Raw genomic sequence first — 18,114 nt, forward strand, 5'->3', positions numbered from 1 at the left:
ATCCGATCATTTTATTTGATAAAAAGGGATTCATTTACAAACATTAATTATATTTGTTCGAAAAATACATTAATCCTAAATTACAGAAACAAACATGTCAAATAGCACTACTAAACGTCTGTTGCTACTATTTATCGTTCTTCTATTTATTTGCCCTGCCATCCCTGTGCTTGCGCAACAAGGAAAAATCAACGTAGCATCTTTCCAACGTATGGAAAGCGACATCACTGCCCGTGTCACAGCTCCCAAACGAGACCAAAACGGTGAAGTCTGTGCACTTATCCGTATCGTGACCAATGTAAAAGACCTTATGTTTGAACCGGACGCCCTGGGAATCACGGCACGTGAAAACAAAACAGGAGAAATCTGGCTGTACGTCCCGCGAGGCGCCCGCCGTATCTCTATTTTACATGACCAACTCGGTATTATGCGAAACTACTTCTATCCGGACATCATCGAAAAAGCTACCGTATACGAAATGGTACTCAACACCGGTGATCAGCAGGATAAACCTGTAGTTGAAAACAACATGCAGCTCATCGTAGTACGCCCCGAACCAGCTACCTCCAATATTTATATTGACGATGAACAGGTGCCGGTTGAGAATGGTCTGTTCAACGCTACCATGCCCAAAGGCGATCATACCTATCGTGTAGAAGCTCCGATGTACCAACCCGAAGCAGGTGTTATTTCCTTAGGGAGCAGTCCGGTAACCAAAAGTGTAGTGCTGAAACCCAAGTTCGGCTATATGGAAATATTCTCCCTGCCCGAACAGGATGCCAAAGTTTACATTGACACAGTTCTCGTAGGTACAACCCCTTACCGCAGTGACCGCATGGCTATCAAAGAGTATAAAGTACGCATCGAAAAGGAAACTTATTTCCCCATAGACACTGTACTGACTGTAGCTGCGGGCGAAACGGTACGTCCCACTTTCCGGATGATATCTACTATCAAGCCAAAAATCCCAATGAATACACTTGTCTTGCTGCAGGCCGGATACAACCCGAACTCTACTACCTTTGGCGCTATGTTAGGATTTGGTAAAAACAAGAACGGCTTCTACATCGGTTTCCGTAGCGACTTTAGTTCGGCAGGGAGCGACTTGGAATGCAACGAAAATGGCACAATAGGTGACGGAAGTATACCTCCGTTCTATAAAGAAGGAGTCACCCACCAATCACGTATGTCAGTTACCGCCGGATATTTCCGTCGCCTCAACAAGACGATCTACCTTTATGCAGGAGCCGGATACGGCAGCCGTACTCTATCTTATGAACTGGATGAACGGGCTGAGGATGAAAGTGGAAAAAGCCTTGAGGGGATACAGGTAAAGGATACAAGTAAATCTCCCACCGGAGTAGCCTTCGAGTTAGGTGGTATTCTGCGCTTCAATAAGTTCCTGATCTCTGCGGGGTACCACACAGTAAATGCCAAATACCACGAAATAAGTGCCGGTATCGGTATGATATTCTAACCCCAAAACGTAAAATGAGATGAAGAAATTCCTATATATAATAATGTGTGGGGTGCTACTCTTGTCAGGCTGCGAAGAAGACAACGAGCCGTTGGCATATCCGCCTACGCTTGCCAGTGGTAGCGTGACGGAAATGACAAGGGTGCAAGCCGTTCTTTCAGGAGCAGCCATCCCCCATCCATCCAGCATCGTGAAATGTGATATCGGCTTTATGGTTGCCACCTCAGACAACATGGCCGATGCGGAATCTTTTGTTGGCACGGAAGAGTCTGACGGCAATAATCAATACCGGGCAACAGCTACAGGATTAAAACCAGGTACCCAGTATTACTTTTGTATCTATGCTAAAAGCGGCAATACACTGGTAAAAGGCCCGGTACAGTCATTCACTACAGAAGAAAGCATTGCTCCTATTGTAAGCGTACCAACCGTTATCAGTAAAGATGAAACTACCCTGACACTTAGTAGCCAGGTGACCGATGACGGTGACGATACTCCGACCATTCGTGGGTTTGCTTATAAAATATATATTGAAGGCGACCCCGACCCGACCAAGAGCGATAACGTAGTATTGGGTTCCCTCACAGCAACACGTGGAAAAGAGGATCCTTTCACTGGTACTGCTATCAATCTGCAATCCAATACAACCTATGCCATACGGGCATATGCCACCAATAAAACCGGAACCGGATATAGTCAGGTCATTACATTGAAAACGGATGAACTAATGACCCCTATTGTTACAATCACTCCACCCAATCCGGATAAACTGACTTCCTATACACTGGAGGTAACAGGAACCGTCACTGACGAACGGGGGTATCCGGTTCAAGAACGCGGCTTTTGCTGGAGTGCGGAGAATCGTCTGCCTGTAGTGATTGAAAACGGGCAAAATCAGGTAACAGCTGATGCAACCAGTACCTTTACCAAGGTAGTGACCGGATTGAATTCCAAAACGAAATACTACCTCCGCGCCTATGCTACCAATGAAAAAGGAACCGGTTACAGTTCTCCGATAGAATTTACCACTGTCGAAGAGCAGACTGCTTCACTGACGAAAATGATTGTATCGGATATTACTTCCGAATCGGCGGTACTCTCGGCTCTGGTAGCAACGGGAATAGGTGCAGAAATCAGAGAAAAAGGATTCTGCTATAGTAAGGAACATAACCCTACCAAGGCAGATAATCCGCAACCTTTCAACGGAGAAAGTAACCAAATGCAAACCAGACTTACCGCATTGGAAGAAGGCGTCACTTACTATGCCCGTGCTTATGCCACTACACGCGATGACACATTCTACAGTAATGAAGTAGAATTCACTACCAGTGCATTACTTGTGCCCGAGATTGGTAATCCTGTCTTCAAGAATGTCACGGAAACTTCGGCAACCATCACTGCCGTTATCATTTCTAATGGGGGAAGTGAAGTGCAGGAACGGGGAATCTACTATAGTCTGACCAATCAAAACCCGGAACAAGGAGGGGCAAATGTACAAACGGCTTTATCCGAGAGTGCAGATCTTGGTAAAATAACGGTTAATCTTACCGGACTGACCGGCGGGCAGAGATATTATGTGAAAGCCTTTGCGCGTAACAGTAAAGGAATCGGATATTGCAGCGCACCTGCCACTCTACTGACTGCAGCAAATACGGCACCCAAAGTGAGTAGTTTGACAGTAATGAACATTCAGGACGATAATGCCAAAGCCAAAGCATTCGTTTCCGATGCGGGAGGAAGCGGTTTAACCATTACCGAGCGAGGGTTTGTATGGAGTAATAATGGAATAACACCTACCCTGGAAAACAATACAGGTAAAGCCGTCGCATCAGGAAGTGCAGATAGTTTTGAAGCATTATTAAACGAACTGAATCCCAGCACCTCCTATATAGTACGTGCATATGCCAAAAACAATAAAGTGCAGGAAGCCGGATATAGTCAGCCCATCAACTTTATGACAGGACAAACCTATGCACCTACTTTGACAGAAGGAAAAAGAGAATTAGTCAAATTCGATCGGATCACCATTAGTGCTGTTATTGCCAATGACGGAGGAGCTACCGTTACCGATTATGGTATCTGCTGGGCACCTGCCGGTGAAACTCCGAACATTAAAGGGAATCATGTTAAAGGGATAATGACAGGAAATACCTTCACCGCAACAGTTACAGGACTTACACATAGTACCTCTTACAGCGTAGCTGCGTATGCCAAGAATAAAGACCGGAATGGAGTTAGTTATATTCCCTTTGGTGATATAACGACTGCTGCATTACCTCCCCAACCGGGCGATAACCCTACACCAGATGATCCAATTCTTGGTAAAAAACCATCAATGAACGGTGTGTATAATTCGGGAACATTCCCTACAAAATTAGTTATTACTTCCGGTATTAGTGACAAAGGGAGTGCAGCAGTTACAGCCCAAGGCTTTATTTGGAGTGCTACCGAACAAAATCCTGAAATAGGGAAAGCAGGATGTACCAATGTATCCATCACTCCAGGAGGAGAACTGAAAACTGTTCTCACCGGACTGACACCGGGCACTACTTACTATATACGCTCCTATGCCACCAACGATGTAGGTACAGGATATAGTAACACAGCCTGGCTGACTACCGAACCGGGAGACAAAGTAGAACCCGGAGAAGGAGATAATCCCACACCGGAACCAATTGATAACAAATAAAAATATCCAGATATGAAACGAATCAGTATCTATTTTATCATGCTTGTAGCTGCATTCAGCCTCAGCATAGACGTACAAGCCAAAACAATAACAGTAACAACAGCAGGAACGCTCTCATCGTATCTGTCTTCTGAAGAGACACAAACCGTTACAGAACTTATTATCAGCGGCCCACTGAACGGTACAGACATTGCATTAATACGCACTACCGCAGGAAATCTGGAAAGACTCGATCTGACCAATGCAACCATTGTAGAAGGAGGTACTCCATATACCTCATATAATGGACAGGATTATATGACTCAGAATAATATAGTTGGCAGCTATATGTTTCGGGGAATGGTCAATCTGATAGATTTGAAATTTCCTAAGAACGTTGTAGGGTTAGGAAGTTATACTAAAAACGGATCTTATTCTACATGGAGCGGATATAGCGTATCCAACTGTCCGTCATTGGAAACCGTTACACTTCCAAGTACATTACTATGGATCGGAGAATACTCATTCGATGCATGCAGTCGTTTAAAAGAAATCATTATTCCAGAAGGAGTCAAAATAATGGGGCAATATACTTTCAATGGCTGTCAATCATTAAAAAAAGCCTCCTTACCAAGTACACTAACAGATAGTTTCACCTATGATGGATGTACTTTCACCAGTCAATATAATAGTGGTAGCAACTTTGCTGACTGTACTAATCTGGAGGAAGTCATCTTGCCGGAAGGTCTTACCTTATTGTATTCATACATGTTTTCCGGTGCAACTTCTATTAAGCATATTACATTGCCCTCCACACTAAAAGTAATAAACAGCGCTTTCAATGGATGTAGTGGTCTTTTAGAATTAGAACTTCCAAGTGGATTAACTCAATTAGGAAGCATGTACGGTTGTAGTTCATTGAAATCATTAGTTATCCCCGAAAGTGTAACTGAAGTAGGTTCTTTTGGGAGGTGTACACAATTGGAATCAATTACACTCCCCTCTGGATTAACAGGATGGTTGCCCAACTTCAATGACTGTAGTAATCTAAAAAGTATTACTATACCGGATAATGTAATTGTAATTGATAGACGAAATTTCGAGGGTTGTAACTCATTAAAAACAATCAATATCTCTGCCTCATCAAAACTTGAAGAAATTAAAGAGGAAGCTTTTCAAAGGTCCTCTATTGCTGAAATTTATTTACCGGAATCAGTTAAAAAGTTAGGACGTTATGCTTTCGCATACTGTACACAACTGGTAAACGTAACTCTCCCTAAAAATAACACTGCTTTCCAAATGGAAAATTTTGTATTTACAGGTTGTTCTGCTCTGGAAAACATCAATCTGCCTACTTCTTTAACATCCATCCCTCAAGACGCCTTTAGTAATTGCATATCATTAAAAGAAGTCGTTCTTCCGGGAGCACTTACAGAACTTGGACATCAAGCTTTTAAGGGATGTACCCAACTCACAAAAATAACAATTCCCGGAACCATTACTTCATTTAACAGTTCCGTATTCGCCAATTCTGGGCTCACGGAGGTAACGATAAACAACGGTATACGAGAAATTGGGGAAAATGCTTTTGAAAATACCCCCCTCACCAGTATTACATTTCCTAAAACCATCACACGCATCAGTGGACTTGGAAACAGTAATATCACTAACATTCATTTTGCAGAAGGTGCAGAACCTACAGAAATAGCAGAGAATGCATTTAGTAAATGTAAAATTACAACTTTCAATATCCCTGCAAGCGTTACCAAAATAGGGACTGGAGCATTCCAGTATAGCAACATCCAAAAAATTACGATACCTGAAGCTGTAACCACTATAGGAGATCGTTGCTTTAGCAACTGTAAAGATCTTCTCAAAATAACTCTCCCTGATAATATGATCCAATTACCCTTTTATATCTTTGGAGAATGTACCAAATTAGAAACGATTCAATTGCCGAGCAAATTGGAAACAATCGGCAATCAATCATTTTCAAATAGTTCAATTAGTACGATTCAGCTACCGGAAAGTTTGAAAACGATAGAATATTCCGCCTTTGATGGATGTATCCAATTGAAAAGCATTATTCTTCCTCCTCACCTTGAAGAAATAGGGCAAAATGCCTTTAACCGTACCTCTATCAATAATATTGAAATACCGGCTTCCGTAAAAAATATTGGTCAAAGCGCTTTTTGGTGCCGTAATCAAGGAGGCAACGGAACGTATGGAGATCACCTAAATACCGTAGTGTGGAACCCTGATTGGGAAGTTCCTAACAATGTATTCTCTCTAGCTACCTATCTTTACCTCCCAGAGAATGGAAGCGTAGCATCCGATGCAGAATACAATTTCACCTACATTTTCCGGGGAGGTGTCACTGACCAAATGGAGATCAAAACAAATGGGAATCAGTTCAGTATTCCCAAAGAATTAAAAGCTAAAAAAGTGTATTACTACAAAAACTTCAATACAGAGAGTGGATATAACTCACCAGCTGGCTGGAAAACCATCGTATTACCGTTTGATGTTGATCAATTTACGTATACGCGGTACTCTACCGAACCCGACGCTACCGGAACCCCACTGGCACCTTTCGGCAATACCCTTTTAGAAACAGATGACACAGCCCTGCCATTCTGGTTATACGAACTTACTCCAACCGGATATGTCTCAGCCACTTCAATACAGGCCAATAAACCTTACCTCATTTGTATGCCTAACAACCGGGCTTATCCGGAAGCCAATAATATTACCGGTAATGTTCGTTTCTCTGCAGAAAATGGCGCAGGTGTTCTACTTGCTCCTACCGAAGGTGCCCTACAATCGTCAGAGGGTGCCAACTACAGTCTTGTACCAACTTATGCTACAGTTGAAAAAAGCGAACAGGTATATTCTTTAAATGAAACAAGTTCATACTTTGATGGTAACAAAGACTATCCTGCCGGTAGTGTATTTATCCGTAATTATGCCGACGTAGCCCCCTTCCAGGCCTATGTACAGACCAAAGCCGCTCCTGCATCTGCTCCACGGCTATACAGCATTGGTGGCGATGGAGGCAGTATCACCGGTATCGGAAGCATGATCCTGACTCCTGACCAGGCCACCAGAGCATACAGTGAGAACGGTATTCTCTATATCGAAAGTAATGCTGTCCGCACCATTCCTATTTATGATGCCAGCGGACGTACCATACGAGTGATCGAAGCTCAGGAAGGCCGCAACGAAGTAAACGGACTGGCAGAGGGCATCTACTTCCTTGAAGGACAAAAAGTAATGGTAAAAAAATAACGAAGTATCAACATGATTCAAAAACATCAGATACAAATAATCAGGTACCTGCTCCTTACCCTCATCCTGCTTTTACCGGCAGGATGTGATAAGGACGAGGAACCGATGATATATGCGCCTACACTGGTGACAAACAATGCTACCGGACTGACGCGATATGATGCGGTACTGACAGGTTCGGCCATTGAAAACCCAAAGAGCGTGGGAAAATGCAAGATAGGATTTCTCTATGCCGAATCGAGTTCGATGAACAATGCAAAGGAGGTAGAAGCCCAGGCCGGAGACAAAAACCAGTACACTGTAACACTGGAAGGCCTATCTATCGGAAAAACTTATTACTATTGCATTTATGCCAGTACCGGATACAGCAAAGTGAAAGGAAATGTGATAAGCTTTAGTACACTCGCCAGTGAAGCACCTACTCTCAATGTACCTGTAGCCGAAAGCAAAAGTGAAACGGGAGCTATCCTGACCAGTGGTGTAACCGATGATGGTGGTAGCGACCTGACAGACTTTGGAGTAGTTTACAAAGTAAAAACAGAAGAGGACAATGCGGATCCCACTGAATATGATATCGTAAAGAACGCGTCATCAGGCTTTACATCCGAAGCCTTCACTGTAGAACTAACCAATCTAAAGGCAAATACCACTTATCTGATACGGTCTTATGCTAAAAACAAAACGGGTAAAACCGGATACAGTGCCGAAAGTATCGAAATTACTACAGATGCATTGAAAGTACCAACAGTTACCTGCAATCCGGTTGGTGATATTTCAGCCTATACAGCACTGGCTACTGCCCGCGCTGTAACACCGGATGCAGCCTATCCGATACTGAAACGTGGCTTCTGCTGGAGTGCCGAGAATCAGGTTCCTACCATAGACAATCTGAAAGAAGAAGTTGCTTTAGGAGCAGCCGACTTTTCTAAACTACTGGAAGGTTTGAATACCGGTACGAAATATTATCTCCGGGCTTATGCAGAAAATGATAAAGGCATAGGATACAGTCCGGTGGTAGAGTTTACCACACAAAATCTGCAGGTAGTGGGTTTTGAAACAGTACCACAGATCAGTAATATCACTGTATCATCAGCTGAAGTAACCGCCGTTATTACCGTGCCCGAAGGTACGGAGATTCTGGAAAAAGGGATTTGTTATGACATCTTCTCTACCAAGCCGGGTGTAGATATGGAAGGTGGGCCTAAAAAAGATACGAGTAGCGGAAATAACATCCACATAGCCATAAACGGATTACAAGAAGGTACCAATTATTATGTAACTGCCTATGCCCGAACAGTCGACGGCTATTTTTACAGTAATCCAACATCATTCCATACCGTACAAACCCATGTTCCTGCACTCGCTGTACCGGTTATAAATAATATTGGTGAAACAGTAGCCACCGTAAAAGTAGAAGTTACTACCGACGGAGGCAGAGATATAGAGGAAATCGGCTTTTGTTGGAGCAGCGAAGTATCTGCACCTAACATAAACGATAACGATCACATCACTGAAGTTGGCAAACTAACCACCTACACCAAGCAGATCTCTAATCTGAATAAAGGTATCAAGTACTACGTACGAGCTTATGCCAAAAACGTAAACGGAGTGGCATATAGTCCCGTGACAGAGTTTACCACTCAACTAAACAGTGCACCGGAAGTGGAAGACCTGACAATGAGTATTATTAATGATGATAATGTTACTGTGGAGGCTACCATCACCAATACCGGAGGATTGAGTATCCTTAAAAAAGGTTTTGTATGGTCGGATTCCAGTAATGCTACTCCAACTCTGGAAAACTGTCTTGATAAGAAAGAATTGGGTACCGGTTCTGATGCTGGCGGGCGTTTTGAGGCTCAAATAGTAAATCTTACTATGGCTACTCCTTATTATATTTGCGCATATGCAGAGAATGAAAAAGGGATCACTTACAGTATTCCCGTCCGTTTCGTTACAATTGCGACCTATACCCCTGCCGTAGGATATCCTTCGGCAGAGAATATCACCGCAAATACAGCTGATATGTCAGCTAACATTTCAAATGACGGAGGAGCCAGTGTCACTGAAGTAGGTTTCTGCTGGAGTGAAAACAGTTCGGAACCGGTAATAGATGAAGCGAAAAAGAACTATGCAAAAGCACAGGTGGCTACTAACTTCTCTACTAAGATTTCCGGATTAAAAGCAGCAACCTATTATTATGTAAGAGCTTATGCAAAAAACAAGAATGGTATCTCATACAGTAGCGGTTACAGTAGCTTTACAACGCTGACTACTACTCCCGGTCCGGATGATAATCCATTACCCGAACCCCAATCTGCCCAAAAAGCACGAACGGTAAGAAAGTAAAACTCCTTTTTATATTCTCTCTAACATAAGGTGAGGCTCCCCCGGTATTTCTTTATAAATGTCGGGGGAGTTGTATTATAATGGTCTAATACCCATCCTATCACTCCCGTCCACATTGTAAAGATACCCTCAAAACAACCGGAAATCATAAGATAGTATAAGAGATTCAGAACAAATAGACTTTGAAATAGACTGAATACACACTATTTTTGCAAGCAGTTGCTGAAAACAGCTTTGCCTATTAATAACTAACAGAATCTAAAAATGAAAAAAAAAGAAAAGCCACTATTTATCCATTACAAATCCTGCCGGATAACTCTACTTGTTTTTGTATGGTTACTCCCACTTGTCAGCGCATATGCTACCCCTTATAATATTGCAACTCGCGCACAGGTAAAAGCCTCTTCTTTCATGCCCGGATTCGAACCGGAAAAGATTATCGACGGAGCAATCCGCCTATACGATCAGGGAGAATGGCGTTCTCAGAGCAAAGAGACGTTTTGGGGATATATTGATTACCCATGGATAGAATTAAAATGGGACGAGGCACAGCCGATAGAAAGAATTATCTTGTACGACCGCCCCAATCCCCAGAGTCAGATGGCAGGAGTTACTATCCACTTCAGCGATCATTCTAAAATCTACGTAAATTCAATTCCCAACGACGGTGCTCCAAAGGTGATTGATTTCCCTACGAAACTCAGCTCTTTTATTCGTATCGAAAGCACGGACGCAATGGGCACCAATGTAGGTCTCTCCGAAGTGGAAGTCTACCCATCCATCGAGGGATATCATGATTTTGTAGAAAAGGTAGACCCTTATATCGAGACTGCACGAGGAAGATATTTCTTCTTTGTTACAGGAAGCCTGCCCTTTGGCATGATTAGCGCAGCTCCTATGACACGAAACAAAAACCAGTACGGCGGCGGATACAATTATAATTCTAAAGAAATATTAGGGTTCCCGCAACTGCACGATTGGATGAATGGCGGCATTGTACTGATGCCTACCACAGGTGAAGTGCCCACCAAGCAGGGAGAAGAGGGATGGAAATCATCCTTCTCGCATGAAGGAGAAACAGTACGCCCGGGTTATCACAAACTATTTTTAGACAGATATAACCTATGGGTAGAGCAAACCGCCACAGACAGGGTAAGTTTTTATCGCTTTACCTATTGCAACGATGCTCCTCTTGCAGATATACTGCTCAATCTGGGAGGATATGTAGGTACAATAACCATGACCGAAGCAAATATCCAAAAGGTCAGCGATCAGGAAATAGAAGGCTCCGTCAACACCATGGGAAGACTATGGGGAGGTCCCGACAATGTAAAAGTGTATTACGTTATGCAATTTAGCAAACCAATGAAAGCCATAGATGGTTGGGATAACCAAACAGAATACCGGAACATAGAATCTCTGACAAGTCATGAAAAACCGACACGGCGCAATGCCACCGGCATGACGTATTGGGATGCACCTTCTTCGGGTATCAAAGCACGCTTTACAGCTAAAACAGGTGAACAAATCTGTGTAAAGGTGGCTATTTCCTATACCAGTATAGCCAATGCACGGCTCAATATGGAAATGGATTGTAATCATTGGGACTTTGATGCAGTGCATCAGCAATCACAAAAAGAATGGAATGATTATCTGGGAAAAATAGCAGTGAAAGGTGGTACAAGAGACCAACAAATCAAATTTTATACGGATCTTTGGCATGTGCTGCTGGGACGTCATAAAATAGACGATTACTCCGGTGACTATCCGGATTATACACAGGGAGAACGACAAGGCAAACATACAGTAAATGCCGTGTTCAAAAAAAGGACCTTACCGAAAGACGCAAATGGAAAAGTAAAATTCCATATGTATAATTCAGATGCATTTTGGCTCTCACAATGGAATTTGAATGTACTCTGGGGATTGGCATGGCCAGAAGTTTTAGATGACTTTTCCGCCTGTCTGGTGCAATATGCCGAAAATGGCGGACTGTTGCCCCGGGGACCCAACCTTGGTGGATATTCGTACATCATGTCATCTTGCCCGGCTACCAACTTACTGACCGCTGCTTATCAAAAAGACATGCTAACCAAAACAACTCCGACAGCTGCTTATAAAGCAATGGTAAACAATCATAAAGGCGGAGGAATGTTAGGCTCTAAAGAGCAAATTGACATCTATGAACAGAACGGTTATTTTCCGGATAATGCCGGATGGACGATAGAGGCTGCCTTTCAGGATTGGGCACTATCTCAAATGGCTGGAAAACTTCGGAAAAAGAAGGATGCGGCATTCTACCTGAAACGGTCCCAAGGCTGGGAAAACCTTTTCTGCGATAAAGTCAACCTGTTGATGCCCAAAAATAATAAAGGAGAATGGTTACATCAAGATCCTTTAAGCGGAGAGGGATGGATAGAAGCCAATGCCTGGCAGGCTACTTGGGGAATATCTCACGGATTAAGCAGACTGGCAGAATTAATGGGAGGAAAAGATGCTCTGTGTACCAAACTGAATGAGGCTTTCGAGCAATCTAAAGAAGATGATTTCGTATATGGGTATCGCGATGGATATGTGAGTTACGCCAATCAACCAGGGTGTTCGAATGCCCATGTATTCAACAGAACAGGCCGACCGGACCTGGCACAATACTGGGTAAGGCGTGTCAACGAACAAGCATACGGAGCAACTACCCCTGATAAAGGTTACGGTGGACACGACGAAGATCAGGGACAAATGGGAGGAGTAAGCGCCCTCATGTCAATAGGAATGTTCAGTGTAGACGGAACTTGTTCCATCCAACCCGTTTATGATATTACGTCTCCCGTATTTGATGAAATCACCATCCGGTTGGATAAAAAGTATTACCCCAATGGAGATAAGTTTATCATTAAATGCCATAACAACAGCAAAGAGAATTGCTACATTGAGAGAATAGCCCTCAATGGTAAAGAACTGCCAGAATACCTGCTTCCGCACAAAGAATACGCAAAAGGAGGAATCTTAGAACTCTGGCTAAGCAATTCCGCACCTGTAAAATAATGACATAACATTCTGTTCAAAGGGTCAGAAAAAATCTGCCTGTCGAGAGTGTGTAAAAAGTAATAAAATGCCCCGCGAAAGTTCTTTGTCCAACTTTCGCGGGGTACTTTGTTTATTCACTGATCTCTTTTTTTCGGTAAGTAGTAGGCGACACTCCCATAACTTTGGTAAAGACCCGGGAGAAATAAGCCTGTTCCTCAAATCCAAGCCGTAAAGCTATCTCATTCAATTTCATATCGGTAAGCTCAATATATTGACAAGCCTTCTGAATTTTCAGTCGAATAAAATAATTGATAGGAGAAGTACCGGTCTCTTTCAAAAACAGTGCCGAAAAATGAGACTCCGAATATTTAAAATATCCGGCCAAGTCCTGTAATGTCAAATTACGATCTATGTTTTCCTGCAGATAGTAAATCACCCGCATAGAAAATGAAAGCGGCTTATGTCTGGGAACACCGATATCCCGAAATTGCTCTTGAAAAATGAACGTAGATAAGAAAGAGTACAGGTACATCGCTGAATAAGCAAAATATTCTTTGATATATCCCATGGAAAAGCTATTATAGATTTCTTCAAACAGTTCAATACGAACTTGCTGACGCGAGTGTTCATCCGAAAGAATAATCCCCGGAGATATATGAACAGTAAAAATCGAATGCACTAATTTACCGCTAAAATGAAGCCAATAGATAGTCCACGGCTCATCTATATCAGCCTCAAACGAATAAGGGACATGGGGAGGGATAAATATATACTGCTTCTGCCGTATCTGATACGTCTTTCCATTAATATGATACTTACCTTTTCCGTCGACACAATATATCAGCATTGCATAATCTGTACCCGATTCTTTTTGCACATAATGATATTTCACCTTCGGGAAAAAACCGATTTTACGTACATAGAGATTCTCTATCAGAGGATCTTTACTATATTCTCTTAACAAATTTTCGGGCAGGGATACAAATCGCTCTCCCTTAAACCCTTCCTTTATTCTTACCATAGTACAAAATCATAAGATTGTATAAGAAGATCAGAACAAATATACCTCAAAAAAAGCAATAAGTAAAGTATATTTGCAGAAAAACAATTCGGCAAAATGAGAAAAAGTAATTATGACAAGACCCCTTCAACTCGTATAGAAGGAAAGATATGGATAGGATGGAGTGAAATCCTGAATAAATTAAAGAAAACAGGAGTAACTGGTGATTTCCGAAAGGTTTTTGTAGTAGAGTGTTATCAGGGAGTAAATAAACAAGAACTTCTTTCTTATTTTAAAGAACTATCTCCGACACTATTGATTGATACGGAAAGCTTGTTTAAGTCACCGGAAGATATTGAGCGTATGACAGCACCCTATATGACGGAAGACAGCTTATTCGGGTATACTTCACACTTTTCTTACAAAAACTTCCTGGATACGGAAAAGGTGGCAGCCTGCCGTGAACAAATAACACAGACGAACGGACTCATTGTTTTATGCGGACATGGAGCAGCAGAAGTTTATCCTCATCCGGACCTACTTATGTACGTTGATATGGCACGTTGGGAAATACAGCAACGCTTCCGGAGAAAAGAAGTGAACGGATTAGGAGTTAGAGACAAAGAGGTTGCCCCCTCCCTTCACTACAAACGAGGTTATTTTATAGATTGGATAGTATGTGATAACCTTAAAAAGAGGCTATTAAATAAAGTTGATTATTGGCTGGATACCCATATCAGTGATCTCCCTAAAATGATCGAAGGAGAGACCTGGAAAGCCGGTCTTAAAAAAACAGCTTCTTCTCCTTTTCGTGTAGTCCCGTTTTTCGACCCGGCTCCATGGGGTGGCCAATGGATGAAAGAAGTCTGCGATTTAGACAAGACACAAGCCAATTTCGGTTGGTGTTTTGACTGTGTTCCCGAAGAAAACAGCTTATATTTAAATATTTCCGGAACACTCTTTGAAATGCCATCCAATAATCTCATTTTCTATCAACCTCGTGAAGTTTTGGGAGAACCGGTAGAAGCCCGTTTCGGAGAAAACTTTCCGATTCGTTTTGATTTTCTGGATACGATGGGAGGAGGCAATCTCAGCCTGCAGGTACATCCTACAACCCAATATATCCGGGATACATTCGGCATGGCCTATACACAGGATGAAAGCTATTATCTGCTAGATGCACAAAAGGGTGCAACTGTCTTTTTAGGAATAAAGACAGGCATAGATCCCGAAGAAATGATTGCAGCCCTGCACGAATCGCAAAAGACAGGGAAGAAGTTCGATACAGAAAAGTATGTAAACCAATGGCCGGCAAAAAAACATGATCATTTCCTGATTCCGGCCGGAACAATCCATTGTTCCGGAGCGGGTGCAATGGTGCTCGAGATTAGTGCAACGCCAAGTATCTTTACATTTAAGCTTTGGGATTGGGGGCGTCTGGGGTTAGACGGCCGTCCTCGTCCCATAAACATCCGACATGGTGCTAATGTGATTCAATGGGAACGACAAACTGATTATACACGCCGGTATTTGGTTAATCACGTGGAAAAAATTGCAGAAGGAGAAGGTTGGTATGAAGAACGTACCGGATTACACGAAAATGAATTTATAGAGACACGCCGCCACTGGTTCACCGGTAAGGTTTTGCACCATACCGGGAATAGCGTTAATGTTTTAAATGTAATTGAAGGAGACGAATTAATAGTGGAAAGCCCCGACGGAGCATTCGAACCGTTTACTGTTCATTATGCAGAGACATTTATTATCCCGGCTTCAATCAACCAATATACCATATCTCCAGGTGCAGCATCAAAAGAGAAGCGATGTGGTACAATCAAAGCTTATGTTCGATTTAAACAATAATAAATTATGAATTATAAAGAAGAACAACGCATCGTAATGACTTTGGATGCGGGTGGAACCAATTTTGTATTTTCGGCAATAGCCGGAGGAAAAGAGATTGTAGAACCTTTTGTTTTACCTTCTGTTCCAACTCATATCGACCATTGTCTGAAAAATATAGTGACCGGGTTCCACCATATACTAAAATTATTACCGGAAACTCCGGTAGCAATAAGTTTTGCATTTCCGGGGCCGGCCGATTATGAGGCGGGAATTATTGGTGACTTACCCAACTTTCCGGCTTTTCGAGGCGGAGTTGCTTTAGGCCCCTATTTACAAGATCAATTCGGATTACCTGTTTTTATTAACAACGATGGTAATCTGTTCGCATACGGAGAAGCAATGACCGGCATTTTGCCGGAAATAAACAACCGGTTAAAAAAAGCCGGTAGTACCAAACGTTACCAAAATATCATTGGTATAACGTTAGGTACAGGTTTTGGAGCCGGAGTAGTAACAAATGGTCAACTCTTGTTGGGAGACAATGCTGCCGGTGGTGATTTATGGTGTCTACGTAACAAAAATCATCCGCAATTTATTGTAGAAGAAAGTGTCAGCATCCGGGCTATAAAACGTATGTACGCAGAACGTTCCGGTTGCAAAGAAGATTTAACCCCTAAAGATATCTATGAGATTGCGGAAGGTAACCTTCAAGGAGAACAGGAGGCAGCCAGGGCCTCCTTTGCCGAACTGGGTGAAGTGGCTGCAGAAGCATTATCTTGCGCCTTAACATTAGTAGACGGATTAGTAGTTATAGGCGGCGGATTAGCAGGAGCTTCTAAATACATACTACCTGCAATGATAAAAGAGCTAAACGGTACTATACGTATGATGGACGGAAGTATCTTCAACCGCTTACAAATGAAAGTATTCAATCTGGAAGATGAGACAGAATTTGCATCATTTGCCGGTTATCAGCCCAAACAGATAAAGGTTCCCGATACCACTCGCTTTATATCTTACGATTTATATAAACGGACAGGAATAGCCGTTACCCATCAAGGCACCAGCCGTTCCATTTCATTAGGTGCCTATACTTATGCCCTTAATCAATTAGACAACCAATAATCGCACCATGAATACACAATTTAAAGCCAAAACATTCTATCCGATTCTATTCGGTTTCTTCGTAATGGGATTCGTAGATATCGTAGGTATTGCAACAAACTATGTGAAAAAAGATTTTGAACTCTCCGACACATACGCAAACCTGCTCCCAATGATGGTATTTGCCTGGTTTGCAATCTTTTCCATTCCTACCGGCATTCTAATGGGAAAAATAGGGAAAAAACTGACTGTCATAATGGCTTTAGCTACTACAACAGTAGCAATGATAGTCCCCTTTATTTCCTATACTTTCGCAAGTATGTTACTCGCTTTTACAATATTAGGTATCAGCAATACTATACTGCAAGTATCATTAAACCCGATGATTGCCAATGTTGTTTCTACTGATAAAATAGCCAGTACGTTAACTCTCGGCCAATTCGTCAAAGCAATATCTTCATTTTTAGGACCTATTGTCGCAGGAGGTACTGCCATATTATGGGGAGACTGGAAAATAACATTTGGTCTATATGCGGTAATTTCATTGTTTTCCACTATTTGGATGTATCGCAGCATCCCCGATAACCAGCAAGAAGAGGATACACGTTCTAATTTATTGTCTACTCTGTTGCTACTTAAAGATAGGAAGATCTTTCTGATTTTCTTAGGAATATTATTCATTGTCGGAATCGACGTCGGTTTAAATACAACCATTCCCAATTTCTTAACGACACAAGCCAATATGCCGTTAAGTGTAAGCGGCTTGGGAAATAGCCTGTATTTCATATCTCGTATGGCGGGTACATTTTTAGGTACTTTATTATTAGCGCGTATAAAACCTCATATTTATTTGCAAAGCTGTATATTGATTGCCATTATAGCATTTATCTCTTTATTATTGGTTCGTGTACCTTGGGAAATGTTTGCATTAATCTGCATCGTAGGCTTAGGTTGCTCCTGCATTTTTTCGATTCTGTTCTCCTACGCTTTGCAACATAAACCGGACCAGAGTAACGAAGTTTCGGCATTAATGATAATAGGAGTATCGGGTGGCGCCTTAATTACTCCTCTTATCGGAATAACATCCGATTATTGGGGAGTAACTGCCGGATTGGCTTTATTATGTCCCTGTTTACTCTATTTAGGAATACTATCTACTATAATAAATAAGCCCTCCCGCTAAAAGTGCTTCCCGCACGGGGAGGTACGCCAGGCGATGGTTCATTGAAACGCAGATGAACGCAGATTTTCGCAAAAGAAAACAAATGTATGATAAAGAGCTACAGTCTTTTAATCTGCGTCCTGCGTTTCATCAAAGATTTAAAACTCTGTGAAACTCCGTGCAACTCTGTGGTGAGT

At 42.2% G+C, this 18,114-nt stretch carries 9 protein-coding genes; 8 read left to right on the top strand and 1 reads right to left on the bottom strand.

Annotated features, from left to right (window positions below; translation table 11 throughout):
* Positions 1-94: 94 nt before the first annotated feature.
* The 5 genes from QX565_RS03140 to QX565_RS03160 all read left to right on the top strand — a co-directional run bounded on the left by QX565_RS03140 (position 95) and on the right by QX565_RS03160 (position 12,824).
* The gene (locus QX565_RS03140; protein WP_221649701.1) at positions 95-1,477 is read left to right on the top strand and encodes a PEGA domain-containing protein; all 1,383 of its coding nucleotides are present in this window, start codon (positions 95-97) and stop codon (positions 1,475-1,477) included.
* Between the two features lie 19 nt (positions 1,478-1,496).
* Positions 1,497-4,166: a hypothetical protein gene (locus tag QX565_RS03145; RefSeq protein ID WP_289291227.1), complete on the top strand. Its 2,670-nt coding sequence runs from the start codon at positions 1,497-1,499 to the stop codon at positions 4,164-4,166.
* A 12-nt stretch (positions 4,167-4,178) separates the two neighbouring features.
* A complete protein-coding gene (locus QX565_RS03150; RefSeq protein WP_289291229.1) occupies positions 4,179-7,433 on the top strand; it encodes a leucine-rich repeat domain-containing protein in 3,255 nt (1,084 codons plus the stop codon).
* A 12-nt stretch (positions 7,434-7,445) separates the two neighbouring features.
* Positions 7,446-9,782, top strand: coding sequence for a fibronectin type III domain-containing protein (locus QX565_RS03155; RefSeq protein WP_221649698.1), 2,337 nt, complete (start codon positions 7,446-7,448; stop codon positions 9,780-9,782).
* 264 nt (positions 9,783-10,046) lie between these two features.
* Entirely contained in the window at positions 10,047-12,824 is a 2,778-nt protein-coding gene (locus QX565_RS03160; protein WP_289291230.1) for a GH92 family glycosyl hydrolase, read from the top strand.
* Positions 12,825-12,936: 112 nt separating this feature from the next.
* Here QX565_RS03160 and QX565_RS03165 read toward each other — a convergent pair whose 3' ends face one another.
* A complete protein-coding gene (locus QX565_RS03165) occupies positions 12,937-13,827 on the bottom strand; it encodes an AraC family transcriptional regulator (RefSeq protein ID WP_289291231.1) in 891 nt (296 codons plus the stop codon).
* A gap of 96 nt (positions 13,828-13,923) precedes the next feature.
* On the opposite strand from QX565_RS03165, the gene QX565_RS03170 reads away from it, so the two are divergent.
* From QX565_RS03170 to QX565_RS03180, 3 genes are read left to right on the top strand one after another with little or no spacing between them, the layout of a single operon-like run.
* Positions 13,924-15,669 carry a class I mannose-6-phosphate isomerase gene (locus QX565_RS03170; protein ID WP_289291232.1) on the top strand — a complete coding sequence of 582 codons (1,746 nt, stop codon included), beginning with the start codon at positions 13,924-13,926 and terminating at the stop codon, positions 15,667-15,669.
* Positions 15,670-15,675: 6 nt separating this feature from the next.
* Positions 15,676-16,776, top strand: a complete 1,101-nt coding sequence (locus tag QX565_RS03175; protein WP_221649695.1) for an ROK family protein — start codon at positions 15,676-15,678, stop codon at positions 16,774-16,776.
* Positions 16,777-16,783: 7 nt separating this feature from the next.
* Positions 16,784-17,938 carry an MFS transporter gene (locus QX565_RS03180; RefSeq protein WP_221649694.1) on the top strand — a complete coding sequence of 385 codons (1,155 nt, stop codon included), beginning with the start codon at positions 16,784-16,786 and terminating at the stop codon, positions 17,936-17,938.
* Positions 17,939-18,114 lie beyond the last annotated feature (176 nt).

Origin of the sequence: Bacteroides sp. 41_26 (genome assembly GCF_949740115.1) — a bacterium.
Taxonomy (GTDB): Bacteria; Bacteroidota; Bacteroidia; order Bacteroidales; family Bacteroidaceae; genus Bacteroides; species Bacteroides nordii.